The organism is Sphingopyxis sp. H050 (assembly GCF_001468265.1).
In the GTDB taxonomy this organism is placed as follows: Bacteria; Pseudomonadota; Alphaproteobacteria; order Sphingomonadales; family Sphingomonadaceae; genus Sphingopyxis.
In genome coordinates, this window is the sequence record NZ_LNRZ01000009.1 from 1 (window position 1) to 19,218 (window position 19,218).

General features: G+C 57.5%; 17 protein-coding genes. 5 read left to right on the plus strand and 12 right to left on the minus strand.

The features are described 5' to 3' along the window. The first annotated feature begins 384 nt into the window (after nt 1-384). On the plus strand, nt 385-510 hold the full coding sequence (locus ATE67_RS22035) for a hypothetical protein (RefSeq protein WP_269433256.1): 126 nt from the start codon (nt 385-387) through the stop codon (nt 508-510). Nucleotides 511-718: 208 nt separating this feature from the next. Here ATE67_RS22035 and ATE67_RS21130 read toward each other — a convergent pair whose 3' ends face one another. The 12 genes from ATE67_RS21130 to ATE67_RS16685 form a co-directional block, all read right to left on the minus strand. Next, complete coding sequence (locus tag ATE67_RS21130) at nt 719-1,132, minus strand: helix-turn-helix domain-containing protein (RefSeq protein ID WP_231728207.1); 414 nt, start codon at nt 1,130-1,132, stop codon at nt 719-721. A gap of 144 nt (nt 1,133-1,276) precedes the next feature. Beyond that, on the minus strand, nt 1,277-1,789 hold the full coding sequence (locus tag ATE67_RS16635) for a hypothetical protein (protein ID WP_058807928.1): 513 nt from the start codon (nt 1,787-1,789) through the stop codon (nt 1,277-1,279). 33 nt (nt 1,790-1,822) lie between these two features. After that, a complete protein-coding gene (locus ATE67_RS16640; protein ID WP_156417083.1) occupies nt 1,823-2,212 on the minus strand; it encodes a hypothetical protein in 390 nt (129 codons plus the stop codon). Nucleotides 2,213-2,257: 45 nt separating this feature from the next. Next, the gene (locus ATE67_RS16645) at nt 2,258-2,728 is read right to left on the minus strand and encodes a helix-turn-helix domain-containing protein (RefSeq protein WP_058807927.1); all 471 of its coding nucleotides are present in this window, start codon (nt 2,726-2,728) and stop codon (nt 2,258-2,260) included. Nucleotides 2,729-3,381: 653 nt separating this feature from the next. Next, nucleotides 3,382-4,296 carry an NAD(P)-dependent oxidoreductase gene (locus tag ATE67_RS16650; protein ID WP_331458779.1) on the minus strand — a complete coding sequence of 305 codons (915 nt, stop codon included), beginning with the start codon at nt 4,294-4,296 and terminating at the stop codon, nt 3,382-3,384. Between the two features lie 33 nt (nt 4,297-4,329). Beyond that, nucleotides 4,330-5,472 (minus strand): NADH:flavin oxidoreductase, encoded by a 1,143-nt coding sequence (locus ATE67_RS16655; RefSeq protein ID WP_231728208.1) that lies wholly within the window; start codon nt 5,470-5,472, stop codon nt 4,330-4,332. 157 nt (nt 5,473-5,629) lie between these two features. Further along, nucleotides 5,630-8,191: a TonB-dependent receptor gene (locus ATE67_RS16660; protein ID WP_197411661.1), complete on the minus strand. Its 2,562-nt coding sequence runs from the start codon at nt 8,189-8,191 to the stop codon at nt 5,630-5,632. Between the two features lie 324 nt (nt 8,192-8,515). Continuing rightward, on the minus strand, nt 8,516-8,956 hold the full coding sequence (locus tag ATE67_RS16665; protein ID WP_058817807.1) for an acyl-CoA thioesterase: 441 nt from the start codon (nt 8,954-8,956) through the stop codon (nt 8,516-8,518). Between the two features lie 60 nt (nt 8,957-9,016). Then, the gene (locus tag ATE67_RS16670; protein WP_082660452.1) at nt 9,017-10,252 is read right to left on the minus strand and encodes an iron-containing alcohol dehydrogenase; all 1,236 of its coding nucleotides are present in this window, start codon (nt 10,250-10,252) and stop codon (nt 9,017-9,019) included. Continuing rightward, the gene (locus tag ATE67_RS16675; protein WP_058807953.1) at nt 10,249-11,886 is read right to left on the minus strand and encodes a flavin-containing monooxygenase; all 1,638 of its coding nucleotides are present in this window, start codon (nt 11,884-11,886) and stop codon (nt 10,249-10,251) included. Before ATE67_RS16675 ends, ATE67_RS16670 begins: the two co-directional genes overlap by 4 nt. A gap of 61 nt (nt 11,887-11,947) precedes the next feature. Further along, nucleotides 11,948-12,850 carry an alpha/beta hydrolase gene (locus ATE67_RS16680; RefSeq protein WP_058807952.1) on the minus strand — a complete coding sequence of 301 codons (903 nt, stop codon included), beginning with the start codon at nt 12,848-12,850 and terminating at the stop codon, nt 11,948-11,950. 357 nt (nt 12,851-13,207) lie between these two features. Then, entirely contained in the window at nt 13,208-14,662 is a 1,455-nt protein-coding gene (locus ATE67_RS16685) for an NAD-dependent succinate-semialdehyde dehydrogenase (protein ID WP_082660453.1), read from the minus strand. Nucleotides 14,663-14,824: 162 nt separating this feature from the next. Between ATE67_RS16685 and ATE67_RS16690 the strand changes: the two genes are divergently transcribed. From ATE67_RS16690 to ATE67_RS16705, 4 genes are read left to right on the plus strand one after another with little or no spacing between them, the layout of a single operon-like run. Beyond that, nucleotides 14,825-15,616 (plus strand): IclR family transcriptional regulator, encoded by a 792-nt coding sequence (locus ATE67_RS16690; RefSeq protein WP_058807950.1) that lies wholly within the window; start codon nt 14,825-14,827, stop codon nt 15,614-15,616. 18 nt (nt 15,617-15,634) lie between these two features. Beyond that, nucleotides 15,635-16,792 carry an acyl-CoA dehydrogenase family protein gene (locus ATE67_RS16695; RefSeq protein ID WP_058807923.1) on the plus strand — a complete coding sequence of 386 codons (1,158 nt, stop codon included), beginning with the start codon at nt 15,635-15,637 and terminating at the stop codon, nt 16,790-16,792. A 13-nt stretch (nt 16,793-16,805) separates the two neighbouring features. After that, entirely contained in the window at nt 16,806-17,960 is a 1,155-nt protein-coding gene (locus ATE67_RS16700) for an iron-containing alcohol dehydrogenase (protein WP_058807922.1), read from the plus strand. Then, nucleotides 17,957-19,159 carry a CaiB/BaiF CoA transferase family protein gene (locus tag ATE67_RS16705; RefSeq protein ID WP_197411658.1) on the plus strand — a complete coding sequence of 401 codons (1,203 nt, stop codon included), beginning with the start codon at nt 17,957-17,959 and terminating at the stop codon, nt 19,157-19,159. The genes ATE67_RS16700 and ATE67_RS16705 overlap by 4 nt, the downstream gene beginning before the upstream one ends. The last annotated feature ends 59 nt before the right edge of the window (nt 19,160-19,218 follow it).

Below are 19,218 nucleotides of genomic sequence, written 5' to 3' on the forward strand. Positions count from 1 at the left end.
TATCCCCGATCTCGTCCGACACCCGCCACCCCGCTCAAAGAGCGGCAATCATCCCGGCGAATGCCCGGCATGCAAGGCGGCCGTCAGACCCCGCTTACCATTTCACTGCCGGCAACGACCGGGCACGGCCGAATGTGGTCTGTCGTCTGTGGATGGCTCCCGCGTTGCAAGCATAAATTGATGTTCGGCGTTCTGGTCGGTTGCAGTCGTCTGTCCGACCTGTTGATGCAGTCGGTAGGGACTGCTGGCCCTGATGGAGTCCGCGAACCGGGTCCCGATCGGCTTATCAGGTTATGACGCCTTTGACAGTCCATGGGTTGTCCCGGCTCCCAGTCTGACCGGTATCCCTGGACCGTCATTCACGTCGAACGGCGCAAGGAATATATGGCGTCCCTCGAGGCGGCGAGCAGCAAGCAGATTATCGCACCCTTCGCCGAGTTTCTTGCTGGCCTTGTGGAACGCGGACTCAAGGGCGAAGCGACCGCGGAGCTTCCTGCAGCACGCGAATAGCCGGGCGCCATTCTGTCAGCATGCTCCGGGCTTGAATTATTGATTGCACTAAAGGCCTGATCGGTCCTTCGGCCTGCCCTGCATCAGGGCGATGGCATCGGCAAATACGAGCTACTCGATACATTACAGGATCAGCGAGTAAGAATTGACGTGGCTGTCCGGCCGGATCGGGATACTCGGCCAGCTCGTGCATATGGTTTGCACAGCCCTATATCGCCCGCCTCGCAATCCGTCGCCAACGACCCGGCGTTTCTCCCGTCCGGCGCGCGAACGTGCGGTTGAAATGGCTCTGGTCGCAAAAGCCGCAAGCAAGTGCAATCTCGGCGAGCGGAAGATCCGTCGACCCGAGCAGTTCTTGAGCGCGATGAAGGCGTGAGCGGATGAGCCATTGATGCGGTGTCAGTCCGGTGGATGCATTGAATGCGTCAATGAAATAGCCGCGAGAAACGCGGCAACTTCTTGCAACCTCGCCGAGATCGATCGGGTCAGCCATATGGTCCGCCATCAGCTTCATGGCTTTGCGCACTTGCCACACAGCAAGGCGCGCGGTCTTTGCGCCTTTAGACGGTCGCTGCCGAGCGCCGAAATGGGAAACTACAAACTCTTCGTGCGCGGCGTTCAACGACAACGGGCCGGTCGGTGACAATCGCAAAATGGGGGACCTGTCGAATGCTGACATTAGAGGGGCCTTAGCGCCGCCGATCCGGCAGGAGATTCCAGGCAACGGCGTTCGCGGCGAACGGTCGGTGGTCGCCGCGGCGTTTCTTCAGTTTGCGGCGCGGCCCAACGCGACCTCGACCGGCCCCTCATGCGGCGCACCGGACCGATAGGAAGCGGAAAGTTGCCAAACCCAGGCGGGGTCGGCGCCATAGCGGCGCAAGCGCTGCCGGTGGCGGCAGGTCGCAACCACAAGCATGATCAGCATGGCATAGGCCCAAACCGCGACGACGGTACCATAGGCCCAGGGAATGATCTCCAAGCGCAATCCCGCCAGGTGCGACAATGCCACGCAGGCCTGCGTTCCTGCCATCCACGCGGGCCAGTACCGGGTTGTTACCAGCGACAAGAGATAGAGCGCAACGAAGGCAGCGGAGTCGATGGCGAACATAGGCCATTCCACACCGGCGAAGCGGCTTTGCATCGGCTCCACGACCCAGGCACTGAGTTGAAAGTCGACGATCAGGATGACGGCCCCTATCCTCTCCGGCGCTCCTCCGCGGATTAGCGCGAAGAGGCTGGAGACAATGTAAAGGGCGTTGAAAATCAATATCCTGATCATCAGGGCGTACGGTCAGCATTACGGGGCTCCCGGTCAACCGGCAATCGCATCCGGCTCTTCAGGACTTGCTGCCGACTGCACGGCGCTCCACGACGGGAGCGGAATCTTGTCGCCGCCAAGCGTTTCAGGAATCCGCAGATCGCGGCGTATTTCGTCGAGGTTCAAGTGTCCGCTTGTTGCCTTGCCCATAGCCTGATTGACGAGCGAGATGGACGCGACAAAATCGCTGATCACCTCCACGCCAACGATATCGGAGACGTTGGCTCGCGACCGCGCCTCCGGCAGCAAGCCGACAAGCGCGGAACCGCTTGAAAGGGCGCGGCCAAGATCCATTTCGAAGGTCTTCAGTCGCGACACAATTTCTCCCGCGACTTCGTGGCGCTGCATTTGAACCTGACGTTTTTCCATAAATGACATCGACATATAACTCCTCGCGGCCCCAGGCCGTCGCCATGCGTGAATCCGATGTCAGCGTGTGAGGGCGATGGTCAGCTGCGAGAGTTCCGATGCCACGGCCATGATTGCTCCCGCTCCGATGGCGATAACGCCAAAAAGGAGAAGCGGCCATGCAAGACGCCATCCAAAACTCAGATCGTTCCATGGTCTTCCTTTCGTTGCGAAAGGAAACAGGCTCGATCGCTCCACCATCACCGGCTCAAACGCCGACGTGTCGGTGGCGCTGTTCTGGACAGGAACCGCCATGGGGGACGATCCCCATTCTTTGGTATCCGAATTAGTGATGGGGTCCTCGAGGGCGCGAAGCAACTGGGCTGCGCTCCAGCTGTCGGTCGTCCCCAGCTTGCGCCGCGCGGATTTCAGATGCTCGTTGACAGTGTTGACCGATAAGCCAGTAACCCGGGCCACTTCCTTGGCACGCATGGGTTTTAGAAGAAGCCTCAGGCATTCCTTCTCACGGGGCGTGAGTTGATCGATGGTCATGGAATGACTCCGGACGCACAAACGAATGACTCAATACAAGATCAAATCAATCCACTGGACTGTAAGCATTGTAGGTTTTCCTGCCGATTCCAACTAGCACTCTCTTTCCGATGTCAAAATTTCGGGGTGAACGGCTAGCCTCGGTGACGCCCTAGCCTAGCCATCCACGACGTCCGTCTCGCGGCGAGATGCAGGTCGTGCCATATTCAGCCGACGCCGACTGGAGTTTGGCCATCAATTGCCCGGCCTGGCTCCGCCCTACATCGGGGGAGCCGGCAAAAGTGCCAAGAAAAATAAGGAAGCTCGAGGCCACTGGCATTCCCCGTGCCTCAACCCAGACGATGCCATATTGACCACTTCCGGATCGGTAGGGTCGGCATGCAAGCGCAAGCATGTCATCGGGAGTCCCTAGCGTTCTAAGGCTCTGTTCCTCGCGCAAATCGCGCCGCAGCGCGGCGTGGCAGGAGGTCGCGTAAATGGGCCTCCGCCTCGCCGCTTTCCCGCATCCCCACGGCTCTGGCGAGCAACGATTTAACTTCGCCGGCATAGTCCCGAAAGCCAGCCATGAGATCGCCGGCCGGATGGCAGCAGGCGCGGCATCGGCGACCGAGTTTCGACGAGGAAGTCGATCAGACGGAGGAGTTCGTGGTCGTTTACATGGCGAAGCCAGCATCACGCTCGCATTGTTCGAGCAGCATGAAAAAGTCTCTCGCGCCATGCCCTTGTGCGCGGGCGGCTTCATATTGCTGACGGACGAGCGCGCTGAGCGCCATCGGGACGTGGTCGAACTTGGCCGAATCCAGCGCGAGATCAACGTCGTTGATCATCTGTGACACCGTAAACGCGGGAGTAAAATCGCGCCGAATAAGCATGGCGCGCTTGTAGTCCAGAACCGGCGATGCCACCACGCTTTCGCAGATGACATCGAGCATAGCCTCGACAGAGAGACCGCCCTTTTCGCCAAAAGTCAGCGCTTCGCCGACCAGTGCTGCGGTGCCTGCCAACATCAGGTTGAGGACAAGTTTCAGGTAGCGGGCTTCCTCCGCTGTTCCGACAAGAAACTGGCGCGCCGAAAGGCAAGACAGGAGCGGCAGCACGGCGGCGTAGTCGTCCCTATTGCCCGACGCGAGCACAGTGAGCTTCCCATCCTTTGCCATGACGGTGCTGCCGGAAACGGGCGCGCGCAGATAGCGCGCGCCAGCGGCGGCGAGCGCGGACGCCACCTTCGCTGACACGGCGGGCGACAATGTGCTCATTTCGATGAGCAGCTTCGATTCATCCAACGCGGGGAGAATCCCGTTTTCGCCGAAGATGATCTGCTCGAGCGCCTGGTCGTTGGGAATGGTGAGAAATATCAGGTCGCTCGCTTCAGCCAATTCCGCCAAGCTCGACGCCCTCCGCCCGCCTTCGGCGATCAGAGGCTCAATTTCGGCATGCGATGGGTCGAACACCGTTACCGCATAGCCTTGTCTCGCCAGGCGAAAGCTCATCGGTGAGCCCATCTTGCCAGCGCCGATCCACCCTATCCGCTCCAATTCTTGTCTCCATCCGGCTATCTGAACTGCCAATGGTGGCGGCGCCAGCGTTTATAACGCCGCCGATTAGCCGGCCGCGAGCTTGACGCTCCTTCCGGTCTTGAAGAATTCTTCGACGTCGAACCGCGGAATCTCGGGCGGCACAAAGTAGTTGATCACCATATCTGGCCAAGTTGCAAGATATGCGATGAAGCTTTCTCCAAGGCCTTGGGTGCGCAGATAGTCGGCAGTTACGGGGAACTTCTGGGGGATGAAGTGTGGATTCGCCCTGAACAGCTTGGGCAGGTTATGATGAGCGATCGCCGCGCGTCCAATGACGACGAAATCCGCCCCTTGCTCAAGGCAGCGTGTCGCGTCGGCATGCGAATTTATCTTACCCGCGAAACCAAGCCTGACCCCCTTCATATCCAGCTCCGTGAAATAGGACATCAATGAGCGTCCTTGATATTTGGGATCGACCGGATCTTTGAATACGTCCCAAAGCGATATATCAAGATAGTCGATTTTTCCTTCGTCGATCAACTGCTGGGCCAGTTCGGAGGTTTCACCGACATCCTGGCCGAAACGCTCCGGCGAAACTCGAACGCCGATCTGGAAATCCTCGCCGCAGCGCGCGCGAATTCCATCGACAATCTCAAGCAGGAACCGACGTCGTTTCTCAGGGCTGCCGCCGTAATGATCCTCACGCCTGTTATAGACGCTGCTCAGGAACGCACTGATCAGGTAACCATGGGCTCCGTGAAGTTCCACGCCATCGAAGCCGGCGCGTTTTGCGCGCTCGGCCGCGACTATGAAATCCTCAATTGTCGCGCGCACTTCTGCGACCGTCATCGCGCGTGCATGATCTTCCGGGGCGGCGGATGGTCCCGCGCGATCCGGAGTAATCGTGCGAATTCCGCCATGATAGAGCTGCATGCTTGATATGGCCCCCGCTCCGCGGAGGGCACCTGCGAGCCGCTCCAAGCCGGGAATCAAGGCATCAGAGTAGACGCCAAGTTCGCCGGGAAAGCCCTGGCCTTTCAGATGCACATGCGAGCAACAGGTCATGACCAGGCTGAAGTCACCCGTTGCGCGCATGAGCAACCAGTTCAACTCGTCGTCCGTCAGAGTGCCATCGTCACGTGCCTGCTGATTGGTCATCGGGGCGAGAAGAAAACGGTTTTTCATCGCGGGGCCACGCGGCAGCGTCAACGGTTCAAATAGCGACACGATCGATCCATTCCTTCAATGACATATTGTCTTGCCAATCGCGGTTGGTACCAGTGCAGGGTGGGCAAGACGCTGGCTGTCTGCAGGTCTTCCCGAGCATTTAGCGACCCGGGATCCTCAGCAATGATGCTTGGGAATCCCGGACCGGACCAACGAGCTAGAACTTATAGGAGACGTCGACGCCGAACCGGCGGAGCGCGCCACCTGCAATGAAGTCGCCTCCGAACTCCGGAGCGATCACCACGTCCTCGACATAGTGCTTGTTAAACAGGTTGGTAGCGAACGCAGAAATCGAGAAGTTGCCAACATCCACACCGAGTCTTGCATTCACGGTCGCAAATGTATCCCGCGTCGAGTTGTCATAGGTTGCCGGCAACCCGAAGATGGTCGGTGTCGTATTCCGTTGAACGGTATGGAACGGGGTTGGACCGACAACTCTGAAATCGATGCGGCTAACCAGATTGACCCGGTCGGAAACCGGGGCATTCATCTGCACGCCGCCGTTGATCGTGAAATCGGGCGTCGCAGGAGATTTGTTGCCGACGGTATAAGGACGGCCGCTATTGGCTTTGATTTCGCTCTCGGTGTAGTTTCCGTTCACGAAAACCTTGAAGACGGGCGATATCTTATAGTCGATTGAAGCGTCGATACCGTAGATCTGCACCTTGTCGATATTGGAGGTGCTCCGCAGCAAACCGAAGTCGCCGACGAAGAATTCAAAGAATTGCATGTTTTTCACGTTGGTGAGAAAACCGGCCACTTCGAAGTTCACCGCATCGAAAACACGCCCCTTAACGCCAAGTTCGAATGCGCTGTTGGTTTCCTTTTTGATGAGATCGGGAACCGAGATTCCGGCACTGATGCCTGTCGGCGGCGGCGGATTGAAGTAGCCATTGATGATTGCCTCGGTGCCGGCCGGATTGAAGCCACCGGCCTTGAATCCCATGCCCCAGTTTCCGAAAATCGTGAGGTCATTGTTGGGCTTGTAGGTGATCGTGATCTTCGGTTGAAGTTGCTTGAACGTTTCCGAAATCGGGGCAATCACGCCCGACGGGTTATAGGCCGGGTCGAGCCCTGGATTGAGGAAATAGTTCGACGGCGTGGTCGCCGTACCAATCGGATATCCCGTACGCGGATTGCCAACCCAGCGCGTGCGGGCATTTACCGGAACATTATTGATGCGGTCGCGCGCTTCGATATCGTAGCGCAGTGCGACGCCCAGCCGAAGTTTGTCAGTCGCGTCCCAGTCGGCTGCGGCAAACACGGCATAGACATTGGTCCGGTAATTGTCATCGGTGAGATTCTCCGTCGGGAATCGCGGGTCCGTCGTGAAGCACTGACGCGTCCCGCCCTGGCCCGTGTCGAGAGTAAGGTTTACGCAAACCCGTCGATCGATGTAGATGTAGCTACCTCCCAGTTGCCAGTTCAACGAGGTGCCTTCGCCGCCAGTGAGCCGGATTTCCGAAACCACATCTTTCTGCGTGCGACGATTGCCCTGGATACCGTCGCAGGTGGAAGGTGAGTAGGGCATGGCGAAACCGAACGCAGCATTATACTGTGTAAATGGCGCCTGGTTGACTACTCCTGCCGTGGCTGGCCTGGTGCGGATGCAGGTGGGCTCGTTGTTGAAAAAACCGAACGCCCCGCTCGTTCCTCCAGCAATATATTCATTCCTGTTGTTGTTGTAGGCCACGACTCCGATCAATGTGCCGAAATCCAGGTCCTGCCGAATTCTCATCGACGCCCCATATGTTTTTTGCCAGTGCTTAGCCTCGGTGTCGTCCGTGAATATGAACTTGTGCTTGCTCACCGGCGCGTTGAAAATCGGGTCATTGAACGCTTGCGCGAGTGTTGGGATCTGGAAGACTGCGTTGAAACTCAGTGCGCCGCCGTGGCTTCTTCCGTAATTGGCCTTGAGATCGATTTCGGTGTCATCCGAGGGCTCAATCAGGATGCGCCCAAAGATGTTCAATTTGTTATAGCTGTCCACTGAAGCCGGATTGCCGCGATAGCCGTACACACTCTGATGCAGATCCGACCCTACGAAGGTGTTGCGATAATATCCGTCCGACTTGGTCCATTCGCCGTTCAGCACGAATCCGACACCATCTGTGACAGGGCCACTTAGCAGCCCGGAGACGAGATATGTGTTGTCGTTGGCGACACGGCCCTTGATCTGACCAGACAGATCCGGCGTCGGCTTCTTTGTCGTAATGACGATAGCGCCGGCCGACGCGTTCCGACCGTAGATAGCGCCCTGTGGCCCCTTGAGAATTTCGACCTGTGCCAGCGCACCCTGAGGCTCATTAGTTGAAGCAATGCTCGTCTTGAGAACGCCATCGACCACCAGCGCAATGTTGTTTTCCGCGTCGCGCGGACTGTTCAGACCTCTGATGTTGATGGACACGTCCGATGGATCGGTTGTGGCGGTTTGAATGGTGACACCCGAAGTCAAGCTCACGAAATCGACTGCTACGCGAGCTTTGGTATTTTCGATTGTGTCGGTCGAGAGCACATAGACCGACGCAGGAACATCCTTCAGGGATTCGTTCTTCTGCCGTGCGGTAACGATGATCTCGTCGCCATGGCCTTCTTCTGAAGCTTGATCGATCACGTCGCCGGCGCTGCTCGCCATCGCCTGGGCGTTCACTTGCCCGGGCAACAGCGCAATGCCCCAAGCGCAACCACATAGAAGCTGCGAAATTGCCTTCAGGTTCATCATCTCTCTCCCTCGATTGCAAAGTTCGGCTCTTCACGCGTCTCCCGCTGCTTGCGGAAAGGCGAATGCCGACTTAGTTTGTCGTCAAGGCGTAGAGCCCATCGAGGGGCGGCAGTCTTGAAAATCCTTGCTCGCATGGGTTGAACAATCCTGCGAGGTGGCAACCGGGATTGCCTAAGATTTCGCGGCCATTCCGGCCGCAAGAGCAGCTATAAATTCCTGCCGGGCCGCACTGATGATTTTAGGAAAGCGTGGCGCTTTGCAGAGCCACGGCCGAGGCGCCCGGTCAGCTCACGATCAGCGACGATCGAGCATCATGCGATATCAAGTTTCGATCATCTGCGCCGCAAGGACTTTTCGCCATCGCGCGGGCAAGACGACTGGTCGGCGGCTCTTACGATCTACCATGACATGGGTGAAATGCCCTTCCGCGGCAGCAAGGACGCTCAGCTCGCGGAACATGCCAACGCGATACGTCACGCTTGTTCGCCCCAAATGGCTTACGCCAAACCCCACATCGACGGCTTCGGGATAGCAGACTGCTTCTGCATATCTACATCCCGTCTCGACCACCAGACCGATCAGCTTGCCCCCACTTAGACGAAGCAGGCCGCTGCCGATCAGCCAGCTGTTGATCGCAGTATCAAACCATCCATAGTGCACGGCGTTGTTGACATGACCATAGACGTCATTGTCCGCCCATTGCGTCTGAATCTTGGCCCATTGAGGGTAAGCACCGCGTGACAGGAGTTTCGCTTTTTCCAATCTGCCTCCTTGGGCAAGACGCTTCAACGGGAATACCATTCGGGAGAAAACTCGGTAGCCTCAGTAGGCTTCTCGATATAGCGACAGGGCGTCTTGTTCCGTCATGGCTCTCGGATTGTTGACGAGAAGCCGGGTCTGCAGCATCGCATCTCTCGCGAGCGAAGGCAGGCTCTTTTCAGGAACTTCCACGTCCCGAAGCCGCAATGGGCAACCGGAATCGACGAGCAGCTGGCCAATGAAGGACACAAACGCCTCAGCCCTCTCGACAGTCGGTGCTGCCGTAGGCCCCAAGACCGCGTCGCCAAGTTCGGCGTACAGCGCCGCCGCTGTTACCATATTGAATCGAAGTACCGGCATCAGCATGAGTGCGTTGGACAGCCCATGTGCGATGTGAAAAAGTCCTCCGAGCGGATAAGCAAGCGCGTGGACCGCCGCGACCGGCGCGTTCGCAAACGCCTGCCCCGCAAGATTTGCACCAAGCATCATGGCTTCTCGCGCGTCCCTGTCATGACCAACGCGACAAGCGGTGATCAAGTTGCCCGTCATGAGCCGGAGGGCTTCGCGAGCAAACATATCGGACATGGGGTTCTTGCGGTTCTGGCTCGTATATGCCTCGATGGCATGCACGATCGCGTCGATGCCTGTTGCCGCAGTGAGGAGCGGCGGCATACCGCAGGCAAGTTCCGCATCAAGGATGACCCGATCGGCGTATAGCTGCTGCGCTATAATTCCCGATTTCGAAGATTCCCCCGTGGTCAGGATCGATATGTTCGTTGCCTCGGACCCTGTGCCGGCGGTAGTTGGCATTTGTACCAGGGGCACTCTTTTGCCCCTTACGCGATCTATGCCGTAGAGTTCGGACAGATGTTGCTCTGAGACAGCAAGGACCGCAACCAGCTTGGCAATATCCATCGATGAACCGCCACCCAGGCCAAGAACGATATTCGTGCCCGCCTCACGCGCCAGCTGGACAGCGTTGGCGAGCACGGATTCGGGTGGGTCGGCAACAACGCCGTCAAAAACCGTTATTGCGAAGCCGGCTCCTTCGAGCGATTCCAAAGCAGGATCCAGGATACCAGCGGCGCGCAGATGATGGTCCGTAACGATCAGGATGCGGCGCTCTGCAAAACACTCAGCAAAGAATTGTCCCAAGCGGCGATGGACGCCCCATTCGACATGGAGGGTCGGCACTGAACGAAAAACAAGCGGCGTCTCGCGACTCCCAAATCTCGTTTCTGCCGCATTGCGAGTTGGCGCGGCGAGCGATCCATCGAGCGGTCGCGTCGCAGAACTCACGTCAAAATTGCTTCGCGATCGAAAATCATTGAGTCATATCCTGACTCGCGCACCGCCTGAAGCGCATCGCGGTAATTTCCAAGGCCGCCGAGATAGAACATCACGGCGTTTTTCTTTCCCGGAATATTAGCTCCGAAGATCCACGATTCAGCTTTCGGGAAGAGTGTCATATTTGCAATTGTCCGGCACGTCTCTACCCACTCGTCTTCGGCGGCCTGTGTCGGCTCGATCGTGGAGCGGCCGTCGGCTTCCATGGTGGCGATCGCGTCGGCAATCCAGTCAACCTGGCTTTCGAGACTCGGCGGAAGGTTTGTGAATGGGCCATTCGGGCCGAGGATCATGAACATGTTCGGGAAGTCGGCCTCCATCATTCCGAGATACCCCAAGGGACCATCGGCCCATTTTTCGCGAATGGTTACACCGCCGCGCCCGTGAATATCGATCTTCGTATAGTTCCCGTCGACCGCATCGAATCCCGTGGCGAAAATCACGACGTCAAGTTCGTGCTCGATACCACTGGCCAGGCTAACGCCATTTGCCGTGAACTCGGTGATCGGATCTTCCTTGACGTCTACCAGCGACACGTTCTTCCGATTATAGACTCCGTAGTAGTCCGTTGCGCACAGGGGGCGTTTGGCATAAAGATCGCTAGGCATCAGTTTCCGGGCAATGTCCGGATCCTTCACAATTCTGGCAATTTTCCGCTTGATGAAGTTGGCAGCGGACGTGTTTACGTCATGACTGGTTGCGACATCGGTGAATGTCTCGAACATGAAGCGGAAGCCGCCACCTCGCTGCCAGGCTTCTTCGAATACCCGGTCTCGTTCGGCTTCGGAGACATCTAGTCCTGACGTTGTGCTCTCGGCGAAGCCAAAGGCAACCTGTGAACGCTTAATCTGTTTCCAGATTTCGTCATAGTTGGCCTTATAATTGTCGATCGTCTCGGTGTCTTCGGGCCAGTTTCCAATAGGAACCACATATTGGGCCGATCGTTGAAACACGGCCAGATGCTGCACAATGGGCGCAAGCGCGATGATGACCTGAACGCCTGTAGAGCCGGTTCCTATAATGCCGACACGCTTTCCGCTCAGATCGGCGCCTTCTGGCCAAGCGCCAGTATGGTAAACTTCGCCGCGATATTCATCGATGCCGGCGAATCGTGGCTTGTTTATTGCCGAAAGCAGCCCCAGGCCGGTGATCAGATACTTCGCCGATGCCGACTCCCCCTTATCTGTCAAAACGTGCCACAAGCCGGTGGCCTCGTCGAAGCGGGTTGACACGATTTTCGTATTGAATTGATAGCTGCTGCGCAGATCAAAGCGGTCAGCGACGCCGTTCAGATATTCGAGAATCTCGGGCTGCGTAAGGTATCGAGACTGCCAGCTGCCTTGATCAAGAAGTTCCTTGTCAAACGAAAAGCGGTAACAAAAGCTCTCCGTATCGGAAAGGGCTCCGGGGTAACGATTCCAGTGCCAGGTTCCCCCGACGTCGCTCGCATTGTCATAGGCCTTCACGTGAAGACCCTGCTCATTGCGAAGCTTATGGACCGCATAGAGTCCTCCAAAGCCTCCGCCGATGACAATCGCGTCGAAATCGGCACCATGGGTTTTTGTCGCGGTTACATTGCTGATCATTATTTTCTCCAGAGCGGGGTTCCCGCACAAACCGTTGCTGCGAAATGGATTTTCGCGCGTGTCAAAGTGAGTGATACCAAGCGGCGATCTTGAGCAGTTCCTCGTCAGCTTCAGCGGCTCGACCGGCGAGAGCTGGAAAGACATGCTGCATGCCAGGGACGACCGAGAACGCGACTGAAACGCCTTCGCTCCGTGCCTTTTCGCACAAGGCTTCGGCGTCGCTTAGCAATGTCTCGGCGCCGCCCGCATTGACGTACAATGGAGGGAATCGCCGAAAGCTGTTCTCGAGCGGGTTCGCCAGCGGATTTAGCGGACTGGCCGCGTCGCCAAGAAACATGGCGATCATACCTTCCAGTATCGGCCTGCCAACGAGAGCATCCGTTGCGGCGTTTGTCTCCAGCGTGGCACCACGCAACGCCATGTCCAGCCAGGGCGAAAACGCGATGAGGCTTCCAGGAAGCTGCTCGCCAAGTTCTCGAAGTTGAAGAACCATGGCAATGGCAAGATTGCCGCCGGCGCTGTCACCCGCACTTGTTATGTGCCGGGGCTCTATGCCTCTTTCGATCAAGCCCAAATATGACGCAACCGCATCCTCGATCTGGGCCGGAAATGGAAATTCGGGCGATCGTCGATAGTCCAGGATGAAAGCTGATACGCCCAGAGCTTTCGCAAGATGCCCCACAAGCTTGCGATGGCTATCAGCTGAACCGACCGCGAAACCTCCGCCGTGGGTGTAGAGTATGACGCGAGAGAGATCTGCATCTCGCGGGAATGCCCATATGCCTGGAACACCGCCAATTTCATCTGACTTGTAGCTTACCCCTTCCGGCTCGCGTGCGGGCTTGCCCCACTCGTCGAACATACTGCGCAGCCCTGCGATGGACATTTCAGGATCAGCGACCATTCGGTCGCTCCAATCCTGGTACAGCTCGCGCAGGAAATCTGCTTCCCGATTTTCTGCCATTTTCCTCTCCATCCAAATTCTTGCGAACGCCGTACTCCACCGCTGCCCGTCGCATGAGGCAGACAGATGTGAGGCGTGATCAGGAGGAGACGCTAGGTTGCGCTGGTGAGGACGTCTTGAATTTCCCTGCGCGTTCCGTTGTCGTTTATTGCTGTCACATTAGGAGCAAACGCTCTGTCCGCCGACGCCAACACACGTCGCAACCAAGGCCATAGCGCACATCGGACCGGGCAAGTCCCTTTGCTGCATTGCCAACATTTCGTGTAGAGGACCCTCGCATGTCGAGGATTCCCAGGGATTGTCGATGATCGGGTGCAGTACGATCGCGGCGTTCGATCCGCACCATCATGACATCGCTCATGCGCAAACGCCTGCAAATCGCGAAACAAATTTCGTGTTGAGGTAGCCGTCAAAGGTTTCGCTACCGCCTTCCGTGCCGTAGCCGCTGTCACGGACTCCTCCGAACGGGGTTTCAGGTAATGCCAGTCCAAAGTGATTGATGCTGACCATGCCGGCCTGGAGGGCGGCGGCGGCACGATCGGCCCGCTCAAGCGAACTGGTAAAGACATAGGAAGCCAAGCCGAACGGCAATGTGTTTGCCCGATCGATAGCATCGCTCATATCACCAAAGCGCGAAACAACGGCAATTGGCCCGAATGGTTCATCCCGCATCAGTGCGATGCGATCACCCATGGTATCGACGATGGTCGGTGCGAAAAAATAGCCCGCATTTCCCTGTCGTGCGCCACCAGCCAGGACTGCGGCTCCGCCAGCGCGCGCGTCCTCAACAAGCCGCTCCATTTCCGTAATCCGCCTTGCGTGGCACAGCGGTCCCATTTGAACATCCGCCTCGAGCCCATCGCCTACCTTGACACTCGCGAAGACGTCAACCAACGCGTCGACAAAGCGTTGGTGGACGCCCGCTTGCACGAAGAACCTGGTCGGTGAAATACAGACTTGTCCGGCGTTTCGCAGCTTGTTGCTAGCCAATGCCAGGGCAGCGCCCTCTGCGTCGGCATCGTCGAAAACCAGGACCGGCGCATGACCGCCAAGTTCCATTGTGGTGCGCTTCATGTGGCGACCCGCGAGTTCAGCAAGATTCTTGCCGACTTCAACCGATCCGGTGAAAGTAATTTTGCGGACGTCAGGATGGGCCACCAACGTTTCTGAAATCATCGCCGCATTGCCCCACACAAGATTGAGGCACCCATCGGGCAGCCCAGCTTCTTGAAGGTAACGGGCGATGGCCAAACATGCGGACGGAGCTTCTGCAGGGCCTTTCAGGATCATCGTGCAACCGCAAGCTAACGCGGCCGCGACCTTACGTACCGCCTGACTCAGTGGAAAATTCCAGGGCGTAATCGCCAAGCATACCCCCACTGGTTCACGCAGGACCAGCTGTTGTACAGTGGGAGAGCGCGAAGGAATCACTCGGCCATAGATGCGGCGCCCTTCCTCGGCATGCCAATCGACATGATCGGCCGAGGCCCGTACTTCAACGCGCGCTTCAGCCAGCGGCTTCCCTTCATCCAAGGTAATGGCCGTAGCAATTGATTCTTCGTTCTCACGAAGCAGGTCCGCGAACCGCCGCAAGATGGCGCTCCGATCGAGCGGCGAACGTTGCTTCCAATCATCAAAAGCCGCCTGGGCGGATCGAACCGATGCCTCAAGATCTTCCAATGTTGCCATCGCCATCAGGCCAATCTGCTGTGCCGTGGCCGGATTGATGACTGGCTGTGCCTCACGTTCTCCTGGATCGATCCACGCGCCGGCAATGAACAATCCAATGTCTGTATAATCATGTTGCGTCATAACGACCCTCTCCGACCTTGAGTGCCAGCGTCCATGCCGCACTAGCATCTCAAATAAAATATTCCGCTGTGCGGAAATATATTCCGCAAACTTGACAGAAGCATTACTCCGTGCTTAGAAGCATTTCAAGCCGGCAACGACCGGAGCGAGAGGAGTATGGCGGTGCGACCGCGCAAGGAGCCTTCAAAAGTCGGTGATACAGATCGCGATTTCGTGGTCGCGTTGGGACGTGGACTCGAAGTTTTGCGCGCTTTCCGAAAGGAGGGTGAGGCCTTAGGCAACGGTGACTTTGCCGCCCGGACCGGCTTGAGCAAGTCGACCATCTCCAGGCTGACGTACACGCTCCATCGTCTTGGGTACCTGAGCTTCAATCCGGAAACAGCCCGATACCGCCTCGCTCCGCCCGTCCTTTCTCTAGGATATTCCTGCCTGGCTGGCATGCCGACCTTGCAGTTGGCCAAGCCATATATGCAGGAGCTGGCGAACTACTCGGGTATGCCCGTTGCGGTTGCGGGCAGAGATCGCCTGACCATGGTTTATCTGGAACGCTGCCGCGGTCCAAACCCGGTTACACTCGCGATCGAAGTGGGGGCTCATATCAAACTTGCGACCACGGCGATTGGTCGTGCGTACCTGGCGGGTATATCCGAAGATCTCAGATCTGAAATCCTTCAAGAAATTCAAGACCATGAAGGCCATGGCTGGCCCGCGATCGAGCGCGGGATATATGACGCTTTCGAATCCCACGCGAAACACGGATATTGCCTTTCGATTGGCGAATGGAAGACGGATGTTAACTCCGTAGCTGTGCCCTTCATCCCCTCAGACGGTTCGCCTGTTTTAGCCTTCAACTGCGGCGGGGCGGCGTCCCACCTATCACGCGATTGGATCGAAACCGACATTTCTGCTCGGCTGAAAGACCTTGTCCGCAACATCAGCGCGATTTCGCCCTGAGCTTTTGGAAACATTTTGATGCCCCTGGATGACGATACACTCTCACAGTTCCTCGACACGCTGGATCGCTTTGTCCGCGAGCGGCTCGTCCCGTGCGAAGCCGAGGTGGCCGAAAACGATGCAATTCCACCGGCTCTCACCGAGGAAATCAGGATCATGGGCCTATTCGGCATGTCGATACCTCAGGAATATGGTGGCCTCGGCTTGACCATGACCGAAGAGGTAAAAGCTGCATTTGTACTCGGTCAGGCCTCCCCGGCGTTCCGGTCACTGATCGGAACGAACAATGGCATCGGGTCGCAAGGGATTATCATCGACGGCACCGCCGAACAACGAGAGCGCTACTTGCCTCGACTGGCAACGGGAGAATTGATTTCTTCATTTGCCTTAACCGAACCCGATGCGGGCTCTGACGCCGGTTCGCTTTCCACATCTGCCAAGCGCGATGGCGATCATTACGTCATAAATGGGACCAAACGTTTCATAACAAACGCGCCGCACGCAGGACTGTTCACAGTTTTCGCACGCACCAAGCCGGGATCGACAAACTCTTCGGGAGTTACAGCCTTCCTCGTGGATGGCGATACAGCCGGCATCACATTCGGCGCTCGTGACCGCAAGATGGGCCAGAGAGGGACGCACACATGCGATGTGATTTTCCAGGATGTACGAGTGCACGAATCCGCGATCATCGGTGGTCCGGATCGCGAAAACCAGGGATTCAGGACGGCAATGAAAGTACTCGACCGCGGTCGTCTGCATATTTCTGCCGTATGCGTCGGTGCCGCCGAGCGGCTTATCCGGGACAGCCTGAGCTATGCCATGGAGCGAAGGCAGTTCGGTGAGGCGCTTGCGGAGAAGCAGCTTATTCAAGCGATGCTAGCCGACAGCAAGGCCGAGGCATTCGCCGCCCGTTGCATGATCGAGGAGACCGCACGTCGACGTGACTCCGGTCAAGACGTGTCGACGGAAGCGGCATGTTGCAAGATGTACGCCAGCGAGATGGTTGGCCGGGTCGCCGATCGCGCGGTCCAGATTCATGGTGGCGCAGGCTATATGTCCGAATATTCAGTGGAGCGGTTCTACCGGGATGTGCGCCTGTTTCGAATTTACGAAGGCACGACACAGATTCAGCAACTCATCATCGCACGGAACATGATCCGTGACGCAGCCTGATCGGAGACTTGAAATGAGCCTCGACTTCCGTTCCTGTCCGCGCGTTATCTGCGAAGCGGGATCGCTCTCTCAAATTGGAGCACTTATGCGCGGCCTTGGCGGAAGTCGCGTTTTGCTTGTCACCGACCCTGGAATTTTTGCTTGCGGATTTGCCGAACAAGCCGTTTCCGCCCTTGCCGACGTCGGAATCGCGACATCGACTTTTGATCGCGTGGCAGCGGATCCGCCGATAACTGTGGTCAACGATGCCGTGGAATGCGCCCGGTCCTTCCACGCAGATGCCATTGTAGGCTTGGGTGGCGGAAGCTCTCTCGATACTGCGAAAGTCGTTGCCCTGGCAGCGGCGACCGGCCAGTCGGTCGATGACATGATCGGTACCGATAGGGCAGTCGGCCAGCGGCTGCCATTGATTCAGGTCCCCACAACGGCGGGTACTGGCTCGGAAGTCACATGGGTTTCGGTCCTGACCAGCGAAAATCACGAGAAGATGGCGGTTTATGCACCGCAATTGCTCCCGGATGTTGCATTGCTTGATGCAGAGCTTACCATAGGGATGCCTCGCAAAATTACTGCAGCAACTGCCCTTGACGCGATGGTGCACGCTATCGAGGCTGCGACCAGTCGGACCCGCAAGAACCCGGTATCGGACGGGCTGGCGGACAAGGCGCTCGCGCTTCTCGGACAAAATCTGCCACGCGTACTTGACGCTCCTTCGGATTTGGCCGCGCGCGAAGCTGTGTTGCTGGGGGCTACCTTGGCGGGCATGGCGTTCATCAATGCCAGCGTTGGCTCAATCCACGCCCTTTCCTACCCGTTGAGCAGCCATTTCCAGGTACCGCACGGCCATGGCAACGCCTTGGTTGCAGCACCGGTATTGCGGTTCAACCTCCCCTCCGCCGAGGCTGAATACGCGCGACTTGCCCGTGTGCTTTTGCCCCGGAACACCTTCTCCGACGATTTTGAGGCGGCCAACGGTCTGATCTTGGCGATCGAGTCGATGTTTGTTTCAAGCGGCCTGGAAACGCGACTTTCGCAACTGGGCATTTCTGCCGAAGCCGTCCCGATGATGGCGAGCGAGGTGACGACCGGACTTACCCGCCTGCAAGCAAACAATCCGCGCGACATGTCGTTTGCCGATGTGGTCTCGCTATATGAGGAAGTCCTATGATTGGCGGTCCGCTTGCAGGCATTCGTGTCGTTGACCTCAGCCGCGTCCTTGGCGGGCCATACTGCACGCAGGTTCTCGCCGACTACGGCGCCGAAGTCATAAAGATCGAGCCGCCGCAAGGTGACGAAACACGAGCGTGGGGCCCGCCCTTCAAGAACGGCGTCAGCGCATATTTTTCTGGCGCCAATCGCAACAAGCGCTCGATCTCAATCGATGTGGGCAAACCGGAAGGACGGGACATCATATTGAAGCTGTTGGAAGAAGCAGACGTGCTAGTCCACAACTTCAAGAGTGGTGCGCTGGAGAAGTGGGGATTGGGCTACACCGAAGTGCTTGAAGGGCGCTTCCCGCGCCTTGTTATGTGCCATGTTACGGGCTTCGGTGCCGACGGCCCGTTAGGCGGATTCCCAGGATATGATGCAGTGGTTCAAGCAATGACTGGCTTGATGAGCATCAATGGCGACCCCCAACATGGACCAGTCCGGATGGGAACGCCTATCGTTGATATCGGAACAGGCCTCATCGCCTGCAACGCCATCCTTGCCGCCATAATCGAACGAGGCCGGTCAGGGCTTGGTCAACAGATCGAAGTTCCTCTATACGATTGTGCTATCAGCATGCTCCATCCGCAGGCGGCGAATAGCTTGATGTCGGGCAACACACCCGTCGCGACTGGCAACGGTCATCCGAACATCGTACCCTATGACATGTTCGAGACGAGAACCGGAAATATCTATCTCGCGGTTGGCAACAATAGTCAGTTCGCAAAACTTTGCGCAGTGCTCGAACGCCCTGACATTGCCCGGGACGAGCGCTTCGTCGACAATGCGGACAGGATTGCACATCGAGAACAGCTTGGCGAAATCCTGGCACATTGCCTAACTCAATTCGAGGCGGAAGACCTCGAACGAACTCTCCTGATCGCCGGCGTGCCGGCAGGCGTCGTGCGCAACGTCAGCGACGCACTGGCGCATCCCCATACCATCCACCGCAATATGGTGATCGATGCGGAAGGCTATCGGGGCACGGGAATAGCTGCAAAGTTCGGCAGGACGCCAGGATCGGTCCACTCTGCACCGCCCGGCTTCGGGCAGCACAGCCGGCACATATTGCTTGAATCGGGATACAGTGAGGCCCAGATTGCGGAACTGGAAAATCAGGCGATAGTGTTTTGTACCGAGGGAGCTGACGGCGACTAGAACAAAGGCCAGCTTGCGCGCCACAAATCAACGAGAGCGCCGAGTTGGGGGAGTGAGCG